General features: G+C 72.5%; 18 protein-coding genes. 8 read left to right on the top strand and 10 right to left on the bottom strand.

Annotation, left to right across the window (positions count from 1 at the left end; translation table 11 throughout):
* The first annotated feature begins 58 nt into the window (after positions 1 to 58).
* Positions 59 to 1,372, top strand: coding sequence for a cupin domain-containing protein (locus Vse01_RS02315; protein WP_093402783.1), 1,314 nt, complete (start codon positions 59 to 61; stop codon positions 1,370 to 1,372).
* Positions 1,373 to 1,470: 98 nt separating this feature from the next.
* Here Vse01_RS02315 and Vse01_RS02310 read toward each other — a convergent pair whose 3' ends face one another.
* The 5 genes from Vse01_RS02310 to Vse01_RS02290 form a co-directional block, all read right to left on the bottom strand.
* On the bottom strand, positions 1,471 to 2,139 hold the full coding sequence (locus tag Vse01_RS02310) for a hypothetical protein (protein ID WP_093402784.1): 669 nt from the start codon (positions 2,137 to 2,139) through the stop codon (positions 1,471 to 1,473).
* Positions 2,136 to 4,805 (bottom strand): FtsK/SpoIIIE domain-containing protein, encoded by a 2,670-nt coding sequence (locus tag Vse01_RS02305; protein ID WP_093402785.1) that lies wholly within the window; start codon positions 4,803 to 4,805, stop codon positions 2,136 to 2,138. The genes Vse01_RS02310 and Vse01_RS02305 overlap by 4 nt, the downstream gene beginning before the upstream one ends.
* Complete coding sequence (locus tag Vse01_RS02300; protein ID WP_093402786.1) at positions 4,798 to 5,727, bottom strand: hypothetical protein; 930 nt, start codon at positions 5,725 to 5,727, stop codon at positions 4,798 to 4,800. Before Vse01_RS02300 ends, Vse01_RS02305 begins: the two co-directional genes overlap by 8 nt.
* 8 nt (positions 5,728 to 5,735) lie before the next feature.
* On the bottom strand, positions 5,736 to 5,996 hold the full coding sequence (locus Vse01_RS02295) for a hypothetical protein (RefSeq protein ID WP_092379879.1): 261 nt from the start codon (positions 5,994 to 5,996) through the stop codon (positions 5,736 to 5,738).
* Between the two features lie 147 nt (positions 5,997 to 6,143).
* Positions 6,144 to 6,533, bottom strand: coding sequence for a hypothetical protein (locus Vse01_RS02290; protein WP_093402787.1), 390 nt, complete (start codon positions 6,531 to 6,533; stop codon positions 6,144 to 6,146).
* A gap of 114 nt (positions 6,534 to 6,647) precedes the next feature.
* On the opposite strand from Vse01_RS02290, the gene Vse01_RS02285 reads away from it, so the two are divergent.
* Genes Vse01_RS02285 through Vse01_RS02275 form a run of 3 tightly spaced genes read left to right on the top strand, consistent with a single transcriptional unit; the run spans position 6,648 to position 9,723 of the window.
* On the top strand, positions 6,648 to 9,194 hold the full coding sequence (locus tag Vse01_RS02285) for an ATP-dependent Clp protease ATP-binding subunit (RefSeq protein ID WP_093402788.1): 2,547 nt from the start codon (positions 6,648 to 6,650) through the stop codon (positions 9,192 to 9,194).
* A gap of 14 nt (positions 9,195 to 9,208) precedes the next feature.
* A complete protein-coding gene (locus tag Vse01_RS02280; protein ID WP_166458402.1) occupies positions 9,209 to 9,373 on the top strand; it encodes a hypothetical protein in 165 nt (54 codons plus the stop codon).
* Positions 9,373 to 9,723, top strand: coding sequence for a DUF3140 domain-containing protein (locus Vse01_RS02275; RefSeq protein ID WP_093402789.1), 351 nt, complete (start codon positions 9,373 to 9,375; stop codon positions 9,721 to 9,723). Before Vse01_RS02280 ends, Vse01_RS02275 begins: the two co-directional genes overlap by 1 nt.
* A 62-nt stretch (positions 9,724 to 9,785) precedes the next feature.
* Here Vse01_RS02275 and Vse01_RS02270 read toward each other — a convergent pair whose 3' ends face one another.
* The 3 genes from Vse01_RS02270 to Vse01_RS02260 form a co-directional block, all read right to left on the bottom strand.
* Positions 9,786 to 10,022, bottom strand: a complete 237-nt coding sequence (locus Vse01_RS02270) for a hypothetical protein (protein ID WP_093402790.1) — start codon at positions 10,020 to 10,022, stop codon at positions 9,786 to 9,788.
* Positions 10,023 to 10,041: 19 nt separating this feature from the next.
* Positions 10,042 to 11,040: a LysR family transcriptional regulator gene (locus Vse01_RS02265; RefSeq protein WP_093402791.1), complete on the bottom strand. Its 999-nt coding sequence runs from the start codon at positions 11,038 to 11,040 to the stop codon at positions 10,042 to 10,044.
* A 77-nt stretch (positions 11,041 to 11,117) separates the two neighbouring features.
* The gene (locus Vse01_RS02260) at positions 11,118 to 11,717 is read right to left on the bottom strand and encodes a hemerythrin domain-containing protein (protein ID WP_093402841.1); all 600 of its coding nucleotides are present in this window, start codon (positions 11,715 to 11,717) and stop codon (positions 11,118 to 11,120) included.
* 114 nt (positions 11,718 to 11,831) lie between these two features.
* On the opposite strand from Vse01_RS02260, the gene Vse01_RS02255 reads away from it, so the two are divergent.
* Both Vse01_RS02255 and Vse01_RS02250 read left to right on the top strand, forming a co-directional pair.
* Positions 11,832 to 13,160, top strand: coding sequence for a M20/M25/M40 family metallo-hydrolase (locus Vse01_RS02255; RefSeq protein ID WP_093402792.1), 1,329 nt, complete (start codon positions 11,832 to 11,834; stop codon positions 13,158 to 13,160).
* Between the two features lie 34 nt (positions 13,161 to 13,194).
* On the top strand, positions 13,195 to 13,848 hold the full coding sequence (locus tag Vse01_RS02250; protein WP_093402793.1) for a hypothetical protein: 654 nt from the start codon (positions 13,195 to 13,197) through the stop codon (positions 13,846 to 13,848).
* Positions 13,849 to 13,920: 72 nt separating this feature from the next.
* On the opposite strand, the gene Vse01_RS02245 is transcribed toward Vse01_RS02250, so the two are convergent.
* Positions 13,921 to 14,112, bottom strand: a complete 192-nt coding sequence (locus tag Vse01_RS02245) for a DUF5703 family protein (RefSeq protein WP_093402794.1) — start codon at positions 14,110 to 14,112, stop codon at positions 13,921 to 13,923.
* 55 nt (positions 14,113 to 14,167) lie between these two features.
* Positions 14,168 to 15,139: an aldo/keto reductase gene (locus tag Vse01_RS02240; protein WP_093402795.1), complete on the bottom strand. Its 972-nt coding sequence runs from the start codon at positions 15,137 to 15,139 to the stop codon at positions 14,168 to 14,170.
* Between the two features lie 139 nt (positions 15,140 to 15,278).
* Here Vse01_RS02240 and Vse01_RS02235 point away from each other — a divergent pair, with 139 nt between their 5' ends.
* The gene (locus tag Vse01_RS02235; protein ID WP_093402842.1) at positions 15,279 to 16,331 is read left to right on the top strand and encodes an LLM class F420-dependent oxidoreductase; all 1,053 of its coding nucleotides are present in this window, start codon (positions 15,279 to 15,281) and stop codon (positions 16,329 to 16,331) included.
* Positions 16,328 to 17,164 (top strand): undecaprenyl-diphosphate phosphatase, encoded by an 837-nt coding sequence (locus tag Vse01_RS02230; RefSeq protein ID WP_093402796.1) that lies wholly within the window; start codon positions 16,328 to 16,330, stop codon positions 17,162 to 17,164. Before Vse01_RS02235 ends, Vse01_RS02230 begins: the two co-directional genes overlap by 4 nt.
* Positions 17,165 to 17,213 lie beyond the last annotated feature (49 nt).

The following is a 17,213-nucleotide window of genomic DNA, read 5'->3' as shown; positions in this document are numbered from 1 at the left end:
CGCGACCCCCGGTCAGCAGGACGGCGGCGCCGACGGCGCAGCCCGGTAACGGATCGCCATGACGTATCTCGATCCGCCGGGCGGCCACGGCCGCCCGGCGGCTTCGTCTCCGGCCGCCGTGCCGTCCGGCCTCGACGAGCCCGCCTATCGGGCGTCGGCCGCGGTCGCGTTGGCCCGCTGCGTCAGCGTGGAAGCGGCGAAGTTCGCCGCCGCGCACTGGGGGCGCACCCCGCTGTTGTCCCGCGCCGCCGAGTTGCCCAACCCGGCCGGCTTCACTGATCTGCTCAGTCCCGCCGACGCCGACGAACTGCTCAGCCGGCGCGGCCTGCGTACCCCCTTCCTGCGGGTGGCCAAGGACGGCCAGGTGCTGCCGGCGGCGCGGTACACCGGCGGCGGTGGCGCCGGCGCCGAGATCGACGATCAGGTCCTCGACGAGAGGATCCTCCAGCTGTACGCCGACGGCGCCACCCTGGTCCTGCAGGGTCTGCACCGCACCTGGCCGGCGCTGATCGACTTCACCCGGGACCTGAGCCTGGCCGTGGGGCAGCCGTTGCAGGTCAACGCCTACCTCACCCCGCCGGACAGCCAGGGTTTCGCCACCCACTACGACACCCACGACGTCTTCGTGCTTCAGGTCGACGGCCGCAAGCACTGGCGGATCCATCCGCCGGTGCTGCCCGACCCGCTGGAGCGGCAACCATGGGGCGGCCGCGCCGACGAGGTCGCCGCGATCGCACAGGGGCCCGCCGCGCTGGACGTCGTCCTGGAACCGGGTGACGCGCTCTACCTGCCCCGGGGTTGGCTGCACAGCGCCCAGGCGCAGGAATCCAGCTCGCTGCACCTGACCGTCGGTGTCCGGGCGTTGACCCGGTACGCGTTGGTCGAGGAGTTGCTCGCGCTGGCCGCCGAGGACCAGCGACTGCGGGCGACCCTGCCGTTCGGCGTCGACGTGGCCGATCCGGACGCCATCGAACCGGAGCTGACCGAGACGGTCGAGGCGCTGCGGGAGTGGCTGCTGCGGGCCGACCCGGCCGCCGTGGCCGGCCGGCTGCGGCAACGGGCCTGGTCGGCGTCGCGTCCGGTGCCGATCCGGCCGTTGGCTCAGGCCGCCGCGATCACCGCGCTCACCGCCGACAGCCGGGTCACCGTCCGGGCGGGCCTGCGCTGGCAGTTGGTCAGCGAGGGCGAGCGCGTGGCGTTGCGCCTTTTCGACCGTACGGTCACCCTGCCCGCGCAGTGCGGACCCGCGGTGCGGGCGCTGCTCGCCGGCCCGGCGGTCCGCGTCGGCGACCTCCCCGGCCTGGACACCGACGCCGACCGCCTCACCCTCACCCGCCGCCTCCTCCGCGAGGCCGCCCTCACCCCCGCCTGATCGTCCCGCCGCCCAGCTCACCGTGATCAAGAAGTTTGCGTCGGTCTCGCCGGAAATCCCGACGCGAACTTCTTGATCAACGAGGGGGGGAAGGGTGGTCAGGGGAGGGGGAGGGCCAGGAGGAGAAGAGTGATGGTGAGGCCGGCGATGACGACGATGAGGACGGGGCGAGGGCTCAGCACGGCGTGGCGACGGTCGGCGATCAGGCGCGCCGGGATCAGGCCGAGCACCGGGCCGAGCAGCGTCACCACCAGCGCCAGCACCGGCAGGCCGACGGCCAGGTCACCGTCGTTGCGGACACCCAGGGCGCGGGCGACGGCGCCCAGCGCGTACGCCAGCACCGCACCGCCGACGCCACACAACGCCAACAGCGGATTGACGTTGCCCGGTAGCTCGCCTGGCTGACGGGTACGGCGCAGTAGATCGCGTACCGCCTCCAGCAGCGCGACCGGGTCGCCGGTCGCGTCCGGCGCAGGCGCCGGCGGCGCCCCGGCCCGTCGCCCGCCACCGCCCAGCCGGCTGTTCAGCTCCTGCCACAGCACCGCCACCTCGGCGTCCACCCGTTCCTGTGCCTCGCGCGCGGCCGCCAGCTCCCGCTCGGCCTGGTACACCTCGTCGGCGGACTCGGCCACCGCTCGGTCGGCCGCCGCACACTGCTGGTCGTACCAGTTTCGCGCCTCGTCGCGCTGCTCGCGCACCCGGGCGGCCAGCTCGGCGAGCCGTCGCAGCTGGGCGGTGTACGTCTGGCTGGTGACCGGTTCGTTCATCGGGCCGGCCCGTAGGGAATGATGGTCTGCCCGGTCCGGTGCACCGCCCGGTCGAAGAAGAGCCCGCGCCACGGGCGGGGGTACCAGTCCGGCCCACCGCTGCCCGGGTACAACGACGGGCCCAACTCCCCGCCGTGGGTGTCCAGTGCCACCCAGGCGCCGATCTGATCGGTGCGGGCGCCGGTGCCACCCAGGTCGGCGCGCATCCGGGCCACCCCACGCCACCAGGCCAACACGTGGGTACGCCGTTCGGGGCCGTCGTGCAGGATCCGGCGCAGGCTCTCCAGCCCGGTGGCGCGGCCGGTGCGTGCGGCGAGCGTCCCAGCCGCCGCATCGACGGCGAACAGCAGCAGATAGTGAGGTGCTCCGGTGGCGCCGGGCGCACCCAGTGCATCGGCCGTCTCGGCCATCAGCTCGGCCACGGTCTCCTCGTCGTACCAGGCGGCGTCGTCGGCGAGATCCTCGTACAGGGCCCGGGCTGCCGGGTCGGCGTCCGGATCCAGGCAGGCGATCGAGAAGCGGGCGCTGCCGGGGCGGTGCTGCCGGGCCAGCGATCGGGCCGCCGAGTCCAGCACCGCGCACGCCTCGTCGACCCGGGTACCCAGCACGGCCAGGTTACGGCCGGGTGCCCGGGGCAGGCGCAGCACCGCCGAGCGGGCCTGCACGTCGATGATCTCGCCGAGCAGCGCGACCGGCCCCCGGGGCGTACCGACCTCCGGCGCCCGCAGCGCCCGGAAGTCCGGCGCGTCGGCCAGCCGAGGAACGGCGTCGCCGTCGAAGAGACGGGCGGGCGACGCCTCCGCCGGACGCATCCGCCACAGCCGGTGCTGCAGGTCGCTCCACGTCTCCCAGTCGCTGGCCGACGGGATCCGGGCCACCTGGTTGCCCTCGGAAAGGCCCGACTCGGCGTTCACCACGGCGTGGAACTTCGGCAGCGACTGGGCGGCGTCGTTGCGTTCGGCGAGGATGCGCAGCGCCTTCGGCAGCGCGATCCGCAGGGTGAACTGGGCCACCAGCGCGGGTCGACCCCACAGCGCCTCGATGCCGCGTACGTCCTGTGAGGCCAGCACCAGGTGGATGCCCTGGGAGCGGCCCCGGCGGGCCAGGTCCTCCAGCAGGTCGGCCGCCTCCCGGGCGACCGCGTCCCGGCCGGCCAGCAGCATCTGGAACTCGTCGACCACCGCGACGATGCGCGGCCAGTGTCCGGTCGGGTCCACCGCGCGCAGCTCGGCCAGCTTGGTGACCTCGTGTTTCTTGGCCGCGTCCGCCCGTCGGCGCAACTCTTCGGCCAGGAAGCGCAGCAGCGCCAGGCCGAACTCCCGGTCGGTGTTGACGTTGATGCCGACCAGCCGCATGTGCGGCAGCCAGCTCGGGTCCCGCCGGCCCTGGGCGAACCGGGCGAAGGACACCCCCTCCTTGAAGTCCAGCAGGTAGAACTCCAACTCGGCGGGGGAGTATCGGGCCGCGAGGGCCCCGATCCAGGCGAAGATCAGGTTTGTCTTGCCGGTGCCGGAGGGGCCCCCGATCAACGCGTGCGGTGGATAGTCGCCGAGGGTGAGCAGCACCGGCCGGCCCTGTGGTCCCTCACCGATCGGCGCGGTCAGCCCGGTCGCCGAGTCCTCCCGCCACATCTGGTCGGCCGGCGGCAGCAGATCGGTGAACGGGGTGGGCGCGGGGCCGGCGCTGACCACGGAGGCGATGTCCCGGCAGGTCTCGGTGACCAGGGAAGCCGGCGGAGGCGGGTCGAGCCGGACCGGCAGGCTGCCGATCCGGGCGCCGTCGGCGGTCACCGTCACCCGGGTAACCGCTTGTTGGTCGGGCACCGGCACACCCCGCACGATCAGGTGGACCCCGCAGGCTGCGCCGGCACGGGCCACCCGGTCGAGCTGGCCGCGCTCGTGCCGGGACAGTTCGTCGCCGCCGAGCAGCACCGCGACCCGCCACGGCTCCGGCCGGCGTCCCGTCGCGGCGGCCAGGTCGCGCAGCGACGCGTGCTCGCCGGCCAGGACGGTCTCGTTGATCCGGCGGATCTGTTCCACCAGGTCGTCCAGGAGTCGACCCAGACCACCCGGGCCGACGAAGGTGAGCAGCCCCGCCGGACCCAGCGGAGCGAATCCGGCCAGCCCGCCGCCGAGCCGGTCCGGGTCGTAGCCGACCAGCCGTACGCTGCCCGGTGCCGCCCGGCCCAGGCTACGCAGCAGCAGCGCGGCGACCACGGCGGCGCAGCCGTCGGCGTCCCCGTCCAGCGTCACGTGCCCGGAATCGAGCAGCGGTACCAGTGCCGGTACCGGCTCGGTGCCGGCCAGCCGGACGGTGCCGATCCGGGTCGCTCCCGGTGGTTCGGCTCGCTCGGCCGGGGTGGGGCGCCACCCAGGCCAGTCCGCCGAACCTGCGCCGGGCGCCTCCCGGGCCGCGGCCTCGGCCGCCTCCCGGGCCAGCACCGCCAACCGTGCCGCGTGCCGGGAGTCGATCTCGGCGAGGCGGCGGTCGCGTTCGGCGCCGACACGCTCCGGCACGCCGGCGGCGGCCCGACGTACCCGCACCGCCCGATCGTGGGCCGCCGAGAGCGTGATCTGTGCCGTGGCCGACCGTTGCCGGGACGCACCGAGTGCCTCGGCGAGCAGTTCCCGGACGCGGGTGACCAGCTGATTGCGCCGGTCAGCCATTGATACCGCGCCTCGGCTGGCTGACTGGCTCGTCGGGGGAGGTGGGCCGGCCGTGGGAGGGCCGGTCGCCGGCACCGGGCTCGGGCGGCAGGTCGCGGCCGAGACGGTCGAGCAGGACACCGGTGAGCACCCCGGCGGTGACCGCCGGGTCGGCGGCGTGCGGCTGCTCGCCCTCGCCGCGCCGCGGCGGAGGCATCCGGCAGACCCGGCTGAGCAGGGTTTCCAGCACCGGGGCTGGCAGGCCGGGGAGCAGGTCGCGGACCCGACCGTCCAGTTCGCGGTGCAGCCGGGCGAGGTCGTCGCCGCGCGGCGGATGACCCAGCAGTTCGCTGGCGAGGTCGCGCAGCAGCGGCGGGGCCACGGCGGCCAGCCCCAGACCGACGTCGGCGTGCGCGCCACGTAGCTCGCGGTGCAGCCGGTCGCGATCACCGGCCCGGACACCGCGTACCACCCGGTGCAGCAGTTCCCGGGAGTCAGCGATGCGTTCGTCAGGTTGTTCCGCCGGACCCTCCCGCTCGCCGGTCAGCTCGGCCACCCGCACCGACCACCAGCGACGCAGCCGCAGCTCGCCGGCGGGTTCGGGCGCGGCGACCACCGGTTCGGCCGCCCCGGGCGCGTCGTGCACCGGCCGCCGTTCGGGCTGCCCCGGCGTCGGTGGCGCGCCGTCGGGGGCCAGCCCGATCGCGGCGAGGTACGCGGTCAGCTGCTCCTGGGCCAGCCGCAACGCGTAGCCGGCGGTTTCCGCGTGCTCGGTGGCGGCGGACAGCTCCGGTACCCCCATCGGGTTGGCCGACTCCTGACGTACCCAGCGCAGCCGCTCACTGGCCAGGCCGAATTTTTCCAGCGCCTGCCCGAGCAGACCCAGCGGCAACTCCTCGGCGGCGGCGCGGACCTGCGCGCCGACCTCCTCGACGATGGACACGCCCGCCCCTACAGCGTCGAGACGTACTGCTGGGCCTGCTCGACCGCGACGAGTGTCGCGGCGAGGCACTCCTCCAGCTCCTGGCTGGCCTGGGTCAGCGACGCCTGCGCCGCCTCCACCGTGGTGTGACCGCTGCCCTCCAGCGCCCCGGCGAGGGTCTGCTGCGCCTCGGCCAGTTTCTCGCCGGCGGCCTGCACGGCGCTCTGACCGTCACCGATCTGCTGAAGTGCGACATCGATGGCTGCCTTGAGCTCGGCGACGCTCGCCACGCGGAACCTCCTGGGGGCGGGGAGGACTCCATTAGAGCCTATGCCGGTAGGGGACAGAACAACTGCCCTGTCAGTGTTCCTGCCCCGCTGACCGGTTGTCGACCATAGACACCCCGGGTCCGATTCGTGGGACCGGTGGGTGGGCGATCACCCACCGCCACCACCGGTCAGCCACCGTGGTCCCCGCACCTCCGCGCCGTACGCGGTGACCCGCTGCCGCAGCTCGCGGTCGGCAGTCACCACCACCCGTCGCCGCGGCCCGGTGCCGGCCACCAGGTCGACCACGGCATCGTCGCCGGAGCCGGCGGCGGACACCACGCGTACTCCCTCGACGCCCGGCACGTCCCGGGCCGCCCCCTCCACCACCAGCACCACCTCGACCGGGGGTGGCAGTTCCGGCGGCAGACCCCGCCCACCCAGGGGGACGAGCGTGTCGCGTAGTCGGGCGGTGGCGCCGGCCCGGTCGCGCCACCAGCCGTTCGGGCGCGAGCCGACCACGTTGGCCGCGTCCACGATCAGCAGCGGTGTCGGTTCCATCCGTTCAGCCTGCCATCCGGTGTCGGCAACGGCTGGTTGGCCCTTCGTGGCGTTTGTCCGGCCGGCGCCGGGGTAGCCCGTGCCGACCGTCTCGCCCGACCGCGGAGGACAGACATGATTGGACCCGGTGACTTCGGCTCCGACCCGTGGGACGAGTTCCTGGCGCGGTACTTCGGTCGGGGCGAGGGCGGGCGACGCCCGGCGCATCGGGTCGACATCACCCGACTGATGACCGCGGACGCGCGGGAGATGCTGGCCGACGCGGCGCGTCGGGCCGCGCAGAAGCAGAGCAACGACCTGGACACCGACCACCTGCTCTGGGCCGCGCTGCAACGCGAGCCGCTGCGCGACCTGGTCCGGCGGGCGGGCGCGGACCCGGACACCCTGGTCAACGCCCTCGGCGGACGCGGCGACGGCGCCCCACAGGGTGAGGTGCCGCCGAACCTGTCGTTGACCCCGGCGGCCAAGCGTGCCCTGCTCGACGCGCATCAGTTGTCCCGGGCGATGGGTGCCAACTACATCGGGCCCGAACACATCCTGATGGCCCTGCCGTTGAACCCGGAGTCGCCCGCCGGCCGGATGCTCGCCGCCGGCCGGATCCAGCCGGAGTCGTTGCAGGCCGCCAATGCCGAACGTGGTCCGGCCGGCGGGCCTCGACCGGACCGGGGCACGCCGACGCTCGACCAGTACGGCCAGGACCTCACCGACCTGGCCCGCAACGACCAGATCGACCCGGTGATCGGGCGCGCCGACGAGATCGAGCAGGCGGTGGAGATCCTGTCCCGGCGTACCAAGAACAACCCGGTGCTGATCGGCGAGGCCGGCGTCGGCAAGACCGCGATCGTGGAGGGCCTGGCGGAGAAGATCTGCGACGGCGACGTGCCGCAGACGCTGCTCGGCAAGCGGGTGATCCAGCTCGACCTGGCCGGCCTGGTCGCCGGCACCCGGTACCGGGGCGACTTCGAGGAGCGGCTGAAGAAGGTGATCGACGAGATCCGGGCCCACCGGGAGGAGCTGATCATCTTCCTGGACGAGATCCACACCCTGGTCGGGGCGGGCGGTGCGGGCAGCGAGGGCGGCATGGACGCCTCCAACATGCTCAAGCCGGCGCTGGCCCGCGGCGAACTACGGGTGATCGGCGCGACGACCCTCGACGAGTACCGGCGCACCATCGAGAAGGACGCCGCGCTGGCCCGGCGTTTCCAGCCGGTGTTCGTACCCGAACCCACAGCCGAGGACACCGTGGCGATCCTGCGCGGGCTGCGGGACCGCTACGAGGCACACCACCAGGTCCGCTTCACCGACGAGGCGTTGGTCACCGCCGTCGACCTGTCCGACCGCTACATCACCGACCGCTTCCTCCCCGACAAGGCAATCGATCTGATCGACCAGGCCGGCGCCCGCGTCCGGCTGCGTACCCGGACCCCGGACGCCGACGTGCGTGACCTGGAACAGCAGCTTGAGGAGGTACGGCGGGACAAGGAGCAGGCCGTCGCCGACGAACAGTACGAACGTGCCTCCGCCCTGCGCGACCGGGTCGCCGAACTGGAGAGCCAGGTCAACCGGGCCCGGGGCGACGACGGCAGCGGCAGCCAGGTGCCGGAGGTCGGACCGGAGGAGATCGCCGAGGTGGTGTCCCGGGCCACCGGCATCCCGGCCAGCCAGCTCACCGAGGAGGAACGCGACCGGCTGCTGCGGCTGGAGGGTCAGCTCCACGAGAAGGTCGTCGGGCAGGACGACGCGGTCGCCGCGGTCGCCGAGGCGGTCCGTCGCTCCCGTACCGGCCTGGCCGACCCGAACCGGCCGATGGGCAGCTTCCTGTTCCTCGGCCCCACCGGCGTCGGCAAGACCGAACTGGCGCGGGCGTTGGCCGAGGCCCTGTTCGGTGAGGCGGACCGGATGGTCCGGGTCGACATGAGCGAGTTCCAGGAACGGCACACGGTCAGTCGACTGGTAGGTGCTCCGCCCGGCTACGTCGGGTACGAGGAGGCCGGCCAGCTCACCGAGGCGGTGCGTCGCCGCCCGTACGCGGTGGTGCTGCTCGACGAGATCGAGAAGGCCCACCCGGACGTGTTCAACGTGCTGTTGCAGGTGCTCGACGACGGGCGACTGACCGACAGCCAGGGCCGCACCGTCAACTTCAAGAACACCGTACTCATCATGACGAGCAACCTCGGCTCCGAACTGATCACCGGCACCCAGCGCGCGGTCGGCTTCGGCGCCGGCGAGCCGGGGCAGGAGAGCGACGAGCTGCGGGAGCGGCTGATGCGCCGGTTGCAGGAGAACTTCCGCCCCGAGTTCCTCAACCGGATCGATGAGGTGATCATCTTCCGTCGGCTGGAGGCCGAGCAACTGCGCCAGATCACCGAACTGCTGCTGGAGGAGACCCGTCGCCGGCTGCACGCCCAGGACATCGAGGTGGACTTCACCACGGCCGGCATCGACTGGCTCGCCGACCACGGCTACCAGCCGGAGTTCGGCGCCCGGCCACTGCGCCGGGTGATCCAGCGGGAGGTCGACAACCACCTGTCCCGGATGCTGCTGGAGCAGCAGATCTCACCCGGTCAGCGGGTCACCGTCGACGCCCGGGACGACCGGCTGGCCTTCGACGTGGCGGCCGGCCGGGGTCATGCCAGGGCGGAGACCTCGCATCCCCGCTGACCGGAAGGGTACTGATGACCGAACCGGACGAGGCCCGCGAAGACGAGCGGACCGAGGCGATCCTGGCGCCACCGACGGCCAACCCCGCCCGGGTGCAGGTGCCGCCGGAGGGGCTGGGCGGGCAGACCGACGAGGGGCACCCGGAGGAGTCCGGGTCGCCGCCGGCAGAGGAGGGCTGATGGTACGCGAACAGCGACTCGACCCAGAGGTGGAAGTGCTCTGGGAGGACTTCCACGCCGAGGTCAACGTGCCGTCCGAGCAACTGCGACAGTGGCTGCTGACCCGGGGCTCCGGCGAGAACGCGTTCGGCCCCGACCCGGACCTGAACCTGCCGGAGCCGGGCCGGCAGATCCTCGCCGTGCTGCGGAAACGCAAGGTCGACCTGACCCCGGAGGACATCGACGTGATGCGTGACGCCGTCGAGCGGATCCGATCGTTGACCGCGGCCAAGCCCGGCCGGGGCAACTCCGACGACGAATGGCGGCACAGCCTGCTCGACCTGGGCCACGACGTGCTCGTCGAACGCTGACCCGCCACGGTCGTCCCCGGCGCCGCCGCATCGCGCCGGGGACGACCGTACGTCCGCGCGGGCTACTCGGCTTCGAGGCTGGCGATGGCCAGCCCGGCGGCGTCGGCGGCGGCCTGCCGGTCGGCGCGGGTCTGTTCCTCGCGGGTGAGCAGGTTGGCGTACTCGGCCAGGTCGGCCGGGTCGGGCACCTCCGGCAACCGGCGCAGGAACGCTTCGCACTCGCGTACGGCTGCGGTGTGCGCGGCGGCAGCCCGACGAAGCAGTTCGCGGTCGTCGGCGGCGGGATAGAGGTCGGTCATACCCGCCCCTTACCCGCGCTCAGCCGGTTCGCACCCGATGCGCCGACACCACCGGTGCCGGTCGTCGAACTCCGAACGCCGGGTTCCGCAGCAGCCAGGCCAGGTACGCCGGATGCGGCGCAAGGGCATCGGTGTACGCGACCAGAGCGGTCTCCAGCACCAGGTCGGCGGTGCGGGCGGCGGCGGACTCCGGGTGCCAGCCCAGCATCAGCCGCCAGCGCAGCGGCGCATCGACCAGCCGGCGGGTCACCAGACCGGCGACCGGCCGGAACGTGGCCTGACACAACGCCACCGCCTCGCCGGCGTCGACCAGATCGATGCAGCTGCGCACGTCGGCCTCGTACACCTTGCGGGGGGTGAACCCGGCCCGGGCGCAGGCGGCGGCGAAGCAGTCGCCGAAGCAGCCGTCCCCCGGGGCCGCCACCCACTGTTCGTGCCGCAGGTCGGCCAGGTCCACCTCGTCGCGCCCGGCCAGCGGGTGGGTCTCCGGCAGCAGCACCATGACCGGGTCGACCGCGACCTCCCGCCAGCTCAGCCCGTAGTCCGCCGACGGTGTCGAGTCACCGCAGACCCCGGTCAGCGCGTAGTCCAGCCGTCCGCCGGCGACCAGCTGGGCCAGCTCGTCGACCGACCAGGAGGCATGCGTGCTGATCTGCGCCTGTGGTTGCTCGGCGGCCAGCCGGTGCACCAGCCGACCCAGGATCGGGCTGTTCACGCCGCCGAACCGGTACCGGCGGGGGGCGTCGCCCGCGCCGGCCAACCGGGCCGCCTCGTCCTGCAGGCCCTTCATCGCCGGCAGCAGCACCCGGGCCCGGGCGAGCACCAGCTCGCCGAGGGCGGTGGGCCGCGCGCCGCGCCGGTCCCGTTCGAACAACGGCCCACCGAGGGTGCGTTCGATCCGCTGGAGCTGGGCGGTCAACGCCGGCTGGGCCAGGCCGAGCGTCGAGGCCGCCTTGGTCACGCTCCCTGTCTCCGCGATGGCGCAGACCACCCGCAGGTGGCGCAACTCCAGGTTCATAGCGTGACGGTAGGGCCACGGCGCAGCCGGCGGTAGTGCCTGGACGGATCAACGACCATGAACGTGGCGTGGGTCTCTCACCGAGGTGGCGGCTCGGTCAGCTCACCCAACTGGGTATGCCGACCGGCGAGGACGTCCCGAACCTTGTCGACCACCCCGACCGCCGGCTCGACGATCCGGTTCCACGGCGGGTTGTGCGGCACCGCCGGATGCGGTCGGGTCGGTGCCGCCTCCTCGGCGATCTCCAACCGGTTGCCGAGCCGGATCAGCTCCTCCTCGGTGGCGGAGGCACACAGCCGCTGCATCAGCGGATCGACCGCACGGGCGTGCGCCTCGACCCGGGCGGCGATGTCGGGCAGGTTCTCGTCGGTCAGCTCCCGCAGGGCCCGCAGCAGCTCGACGTCGCCGGTCAACACCTCGTCGACAAGCGGGTTCGCGCCCTCGACGGCGTGCCGGACGGCGGGCAGCAGGTACTGCTCCTCGCCGGAGAGGTGCCGCGACAGGGCGGCGACCAGGACGTCGCGGCCGTGCTCCGGGTCCGGACCGGGCTCGATCAGCCGCCGGGTCAACTGCAGCAGCTGCCGGTGCTCCTCGGCGACCAGGTCGGCGATGCTGCGCCCGGTGGGCTGGTAGGCGTCCCCGGGAGTGGGTGGCAGCGGCGGCAGATGGACGGACATGGTCGCCTCCTGGGCGGGCGGGCGGAGCGACGAGAGGGCTTCGACGGGCATCGGGCAGGCGCGGCAGTACCCGCGGCCGCCCGAACCGAAACTCTAGGCTGATATGAAGGCACGATGACGAGCGACGCCCACGCCGCCCTTCCCGCGCCGACCGACGAGGTCGTCGAGCTGTGCCGGGACCTGCTGCGCATCGACACCACGAACACCGGCGACAACGCCACCAGCGTCGGCGAACGCGGCGCGGCCGAGTACGTCGCGGAAAAGCTCGCCGATGTCGGCATCACCCCGGTCGTCCACGAGTCCGCGCCCGGTCGGGCCAACGTGGTCGCCCGGATACCCGGTGTCGACCCCAGCCGTGGCGCGCTGCTCGTGCACGGGCACCTGGACGTCGTACCGGCCGATGCCGACGAGTGGTCGGTGCACCCGTTCTCGGGTGAGCTGCGCGACGGCTACCTGTGGGGTCGCGGTGCCATCGACATGAAGGACTTCGACGCGATGGTCCTGGCCGTGGTACGCCACTGGCAGCGTACGGGGGTGCGCCCACCACGGGACATCGTGCTCGCGTTCACCGCCGACGAGGAGGCGGGCAGCGAGTACGGTGCGCACTTCCTGACCACCCGGCACCGTGAGCTCTTCGACGGCTGCACCGAGGGCATCGGTGAGGTCGGCGGATTCTCGTACACGGTGGACCCGGCGCGGCGGCTCTACCTCATCGAGACCGCCCAGAAGGGCATCGACTGGCTGCGGCTGTACGCCAAGGGCCGGCCCGGGCACGGCTCGATGTTGCACGACGACAACGCGGTCACCGCGCTGGCCGAGGCCGTGGCCCGGATCGGCCGGCACCGCTTCCCGGTGGTGGTCACCGACACCGTGCGCGCCTTCCTGGAGGAGGTCTCCGAGGTGCTCGGGATCGACCTGGACCCGGACGACCCGGAGGCCGCCATCGCCAAGCTCGGCCCGATCGCCAACATCGTCGGCGCCACCATCCGCAACACCGCGAATCCGACCCGGCTCGCCGCCGGTTACAAGGACAACGTGATCCCCGGCCGGGCCAGCGCCACCATCGACTGCCGCAGCCTGCCCGGACAGTCGGAGCTGCTGGAGCGGCAGCTGCGTGAGCTGATCGGCCCGGACATCGCCATCGAGTACGTCCAACGGCAGCCGGCGCTGGAGACCACCTTCGACGGCGAGCTGGTCGCGGCCATGGGCGCCGCGCTGCGGGCCGAGGACCCGGGTGCCCGACCCGTGCCGTACATGCTCTCCGGCGGCACCGACGCCAAGGCCTTCTCGCAGCTGGGCATCCGCTGCTTCGGGTTCGCGCCACTGCGCCTGCCGGCCGACCTGAACTTCTCGGCGCTGTTCCACGGCATCGACGAGCGGGTCCCGGTGGACGGACTACAGTTCGGCGTGCGGGTTCTCGACCGGTTCCTGCGTACCTGCTAGACATCCTGGATTCTTCGTGAAGGGGACGCCTCACATGACCGACCAGCACGGTGAGCTGGACGCCGCTCTCGAGCGCGTGATCGAAGCGGCCCGCCACCACCTGGCCGCCGTCCGGGCCGCGCAGGGCCGGATCGACGACGACGACGTCTGGCAGGCGTACGTCGCGCTGAACAATGCGTCGTTCGCCTACGACGAGCAACTCATGGACGCCTTCGGCGAGGTCACCCCGTGGGACGTCGAGTCCATCGACCCCGACGAGGCCGATCAGCGTTTCGCCGGCGGCGAGGGCGTCGAGTCGACCGACCCGCACCCGCAGGTGATCTCCGTACGCCAGCGGCGCGACTACCGGGTGCCGAGCGTCTCCGCGCTGATCCGCATCGCCGAGGCCGCCCGCCGCGAGGGCGTGCCCGGCGACGAGGAGGTGCCGCCGGTGGAGGGCGTCGGCGAGGCCGTGCTGGAGCTGCTGCAGAGCGGCGACGGCTCGCTCGGCGCGCTCGACGTGCCGGAGCTGGAACCGCTCGACGGTGTGGTGATGGTCAGTGAGGTCGGTACCCCGGTCGACCTGGAGTCGTTCGCCGACGACGACCCGGCCGGTCCGTTCCAGCCCGGCGCCGACGACCGCCTGGTCGGCCGCCTCGACGAGCACCCGTTCCTGGAACTCGACGACGAGCACGACCACGTGCACTGACAGCACAGGCTGCCCCATCGGTCACCGGGCCGGCCGGTACGGTCGGCCCGGTGGTTGCCGCACCGCCGACGGTCAGTACGACAGGCCCGGCTGCGGCTGGTTGACCCGTCGGCGGCGCAGCATCACCTGCCGCGTACCGTCGCGGAACAGCCGCACCCGGGCCAGCTCCCAGCCGGAGTACTCCGCTTGGATCGCCAGCTGCGCCGCGGCGGTCAACCGATCGACGTTCGGCGGTAACCGCAGCGGCGCGTATTCGTAGTCCATGGGGCCTATGCTGCCCAGTTGGACCCCGGGAGCGCCACCCTTCACCGGGTGATGCTCAACCATCCCGCTCCGGATAGCCGACCTCCAGCGCCGAAACGTCGTCCAGCGCCGTGGTGATCTCGTCGGGCAGGGTCATCCGTTCCACCTGAAGCGCCCCGAGCAGCTGTCCGGAGGTGCGCGCACCGAGGATCGGGGCGGTCACTCCCGGCCGATCCCGGATCCAGGCCAACGCGACCTCCAGCGGGGAGACGCCGAGGCCACCCGCGGCCGTGGCCACCGCCTCCACGATGCTGGAGCAGCGCGGCTCCAGGTAGGTGGCGACAAAACGCTCGAAATGGGGCGAAACCGCTCGGGAGTCTGCCGGGCGACCGTGCCGGTACTTGCCGGTCAGCACGCCGCGGCCGAGCGGGGACCAGGGCAGCACACCCAACCCGAGCGCCTCGCAGGCGGGCAGTACCTCCCGCTCCACCCCCCGCTCCAGGAGTGAGTACTCCACCTGGGCGGCCACCACCGGGGCCCGCCCCGGCCAGGCCGCCTGCCAGGCCGCCGCCCGGGCGGTCTGCCAGCCGGAGAAGTTCGACACGCCGACGTAGCGGACCCGGCCACTGGCCACCGCATGATCAAGTGCCGCGAGGGTCTCCTCCAGCGGAGTCTGCGGATCGTAGCCGTGCACCTGGAACAGGTCGACGTGGTCGGTGCCGAGCCGTCGCAGCGAGGCGTCCAGCGTGCGTAGCAGGTGCCCTCGGGAGCCGTCCCGGCGTCGGCTGCCGCCCGGACGAAGCCCCGCCTTCGTCGCGATCAACAATTCCTCGCGGGGCACCAGGCTGCCCAGTAGCGAGCCGATCACCGACTCGGCGTCGCCGTCGCCGTACACGTCGGCGGTGTCGATCAGGTTGCCACCGGCGTCGAGGTAACTCTTCAACTGCGCGGCCGCGTCGTCGGCGTCGGTGTCCCGGCCCCAGGTCATGGTGCCGAGCGCGAGCCGGGAAACCGCCAGCCCGCTGCGGCCGAGCGGTCGCTGCTGCATGGGTGAACCTTATTTCGAACCAGGGCCGGACGGATATCCTCGCTCCCGTCGAGTCTGCCCGCGAATCGGGGTGAGCCGGTGATCGTCCCGGCCACCCACACCGCGTAACCTGATGCGACTGCGGATGGGGGAGGACTCTGTGCGACTCGGGCTAAGCCTCGGATACCAGACAGCGTGGAGCACGCCGGCCGATCACCTGGCCCTGGCTCAGGAGGCGGACCGGCTCGGCTACTCGGTGGTGTGGGCCGCCGAGGCCTATGGTTCCGATTCGCCGAGCATGCTGGCCTGGATGGCCGGGCAGACCGAGCGAATCGACATCGGCAGCGCGGTGATGCAGATCCCCGCCCGGACGCCCGCGATGACCGCGATGACCGCGGCCACGATCGACTCGCTCTCCGGGGGACGGTTCCGGCTCGGCCTGGGTGTGTCCGGCCCGCAGGTCTCCGAGGGCTGGCACGGCGTACGGTTCGGCAAGCCGCTGGCCCGCACCCGCGAGTACGTGGACATCGTCAAGCTGGCGGTGGGCCGTAAGGAGGTCGCCTACGACGGCGAGTTCTACACGCTGCCGCTGCCCGACGGCCCCGGCAAGGCGCTGCGGCTGGGCTTCCACCCGCCGCGCGAACACATCCCGATCTACCTGGCCGCGGTCGGCCCGAAGAACCTGGAACTGGCCGGCGAGATCGCCGACGGCTGGTTGGCCGTCTTCTACGCGCCCGAGTTCGCCCAGGAGCAGCTCGCGGCGGTGCGTGCCGGCCGGGCCAAGGCCGGCAAGGAACTGGCCGGCTTCGACGTGGTGCCGTCCGTGCCGGTCGTGGTCGGCGACGATCTGAACTCCTGCGCCGAGCTGGTCCGCTGGTACGCGGCGCTGTACGTCGGTGGGATGGGCAGCCGCCAGCAGAACTTCTACAACCAACTGGCCACCCGGATGGGCTACGGCGACGCCGCCCGCGAGGTGCAGGAGCTGTACCTGGCCAAGCGGCAGCGCGACGCCGCAGCCGCCGTGCCGATGGAGTTCATTGACCGGACCTCGCTGCTCGGTCCGAAGGAGCGCATCGCCGAGCGGATGCGCGAGTACGCCGAGGCCGGGGTCACCACCCTGTCGGTGACCCTCTTCGCCGCCGACCGCGACACCGGTGTGCAGACCCTGCGGACCGTCGCCGAGGCGCTGGACCTCTCGGGAGTCGGGGAGTGACCTGGATCGAAGCCATCGTCCTGGGCATCGTCCAGGGCCTGACCGAGTTCCTTCCGGTCAGCTCCTCGGGTCACCTGCGGATCACCTCGGCGATCTTCTTCGAACAGGACGCCGGAGCATCGTTCACCGCGGTCACCCAGCTGGGCACCGAGGCGGCGGTGCTGCTGTACTTCGCCAAGGACATCTGGCGTATCGGCCGAACCTGGGTCGTCGGCATCTGGGACAAATCCGTCCGTTCCAGCCTTGACTACCGCATGGGCTGGTACGTGATCATCGGTTCGATCCCGATCGGTCTCTTCGGCTTCCTGTTCAAGGACCAGATCCGAGAAACCGCCCGCAACCTGTGGGTGGTGGCCACCACCCTGATCGTGTTCGCCTTCGTGCTCGCCTTCGCCGAGTACTGGGGCCGGCAGACCCGTACGCTGCGGGACTTCCGGATGCGGGACGGCGTGGTGATGGGTTTCGCCCAGGCGCTGGCGCTCATCCCCGGCGTGTCACGCTCGGGAGCGACGCTCACCTTCGGTCTCTTCCTGAGCCTGACCCGGGAAACGGCGGCCCGCTACTCGTTCCTGCTGGCCATCCCGGCGGTAGTGATGTCCGGGGTGTTCAGCCTGGGTGACGTCTTCGAACCGGCGGCACCCGGCACCTCGGTACCCAGCGTCGCGCAGATGGTCGTCGCCACGCTCATCGCGTTCGGTGTCGGCTACGCGGCCATCGCCTGGCTGCTGCGCTACGTCGCGCACCACACCCTCTACATCTTCGTGCTCTACCGGGTCGCGATCGGCACGCTCGTCCTGGCCCTGCTGCTCACCGGCACCATCAGCGCCACCTGAGCCTGAGTTCTGGGGTGTGCGGCTCCGGCGTGGTTGCGGTTTAAGGGTC

The organism is Micromonospora sediminimaris (genome assembly GCF_016863575.1).
GTDB classification, from domain to species: domain Bacteria; phylum Actinomycetota; class Actinomycetes; order Mycobacteriales; family Micromonosporaceae; genus Micromonospora; species Micromonospora sediminimaris.
Note: the sequence above shows the minus strand (reverse complement) of the source record. Positions and strands in the feature narration are given on the sequence as shown.

What these genes read in the sequence shown, in the direction of transcription:
- Vse01_RS02315 (WP_093402783.1), top strand. Translation starts at nt 59, where the DNA reads ATGACGTATCTCGATCCGCCGGGCGGCCACGGCCGCCCGGCGGCTTCG.
- Vse01_RS02310 (WP_093402784.1), bottom strand. Translation starts at nt 2,139, where the DNA reads ATGAACGAACCGGTCACCAGCCAGACGTACACCGCCCAGCTGCGACGG.
- Vse01_RS02305 (WP_093402785.1), bottom strand. Translation starts at nt 4,805, where the DNA reads ATGGCTGACCGGCGCAATCAGCTGGTCACCCGCGTCCGGGAACTGCTC.
- Vse01_RS02290 (WP_093402787.1), bottom strand. Translation starts at nt 6,533, where the DNA reads ATGGAACCGACACCGCTGCTGATCGTGGACGCGGCCAACGTGGTCGGC.
- Vse01_RS02285 (WP_093402788.1), top strand. Translation starts at nt 6,648, where the DNA reads ATGATTGGACCCGGTGACTTCGGCTCCGACCCGTGGGACGAGTTCCTG.
- Vse01_RS02280 (WP_166458402.1), top strand. Translation starts at nt 9,209, where the DNA reads ATGACCGAACCGGACGAGGCCCGCGAAGACGAGCGGACCGAGGCGATC.
- Vse01_RS02275 (WP_093402789.1), top strand. Translation starts at nt 9,373, where the DNA reads ATGGTACGCGAACAGCGACTCGACCCAGAGGTGGAAGTGCTCTGGGAG.
- Vse01_RS02270 (WP_093402790.1), bottom strand. Translation starts at nt 10,022, where the DNA reads ATGACCGACCTCTATCCCGCCGCCGACGACCGCGAACTGCTTCGTCGG.
- Vse01_RS02265 (WP_093402791.1), bottom strand. Translation starts at nt 11,040, where the DNA reads ATGAACCTGGAGTTGCGCCACCTGCGGGTGGTCTGCGCCATCGCGGAG.
- Vse01_RS02260 (WP_093402841.1), bottom strand. Translation starts at nt 11,717, where the DNA reads ATGTCCGTCCATCTGCCGCCGCTGCCACCCACTCCCGGGGACGCCTAC.
- Vse01_RS02255 (WP_093402792.1), top strand. Translation starts at nt 11,832, where the DNA reads ATGACGAGCGACGCCCACGCCGCCCTTCCCGCGCCGACCGACGAGGTC.
- Vse01_RS02250 (WP_093402793.1), top strand. Translation starts at nt 13,195, where the DNA reads ATGACCGACCAGCACGGTGAGCTGGACGCCGCTCTCGAGCGCGTGATC.
- Vse01_RS02245 (WP_093402794.1), bottom strand. Translation starts at nt 14,112, where the DNA reads ATGGACTACGAATACGCGCCGCTGCGGTTACCGCCGAACGTCGATCGG.
- Vse01_RS02240 (WP_093402795.1), bottom strand. Translation starts at nt 15,139, where the DNA reads ATGCAGCAGCGACCGCTCGGCCGCAGCGGGCTGGCGGTTTCCCGGCTC.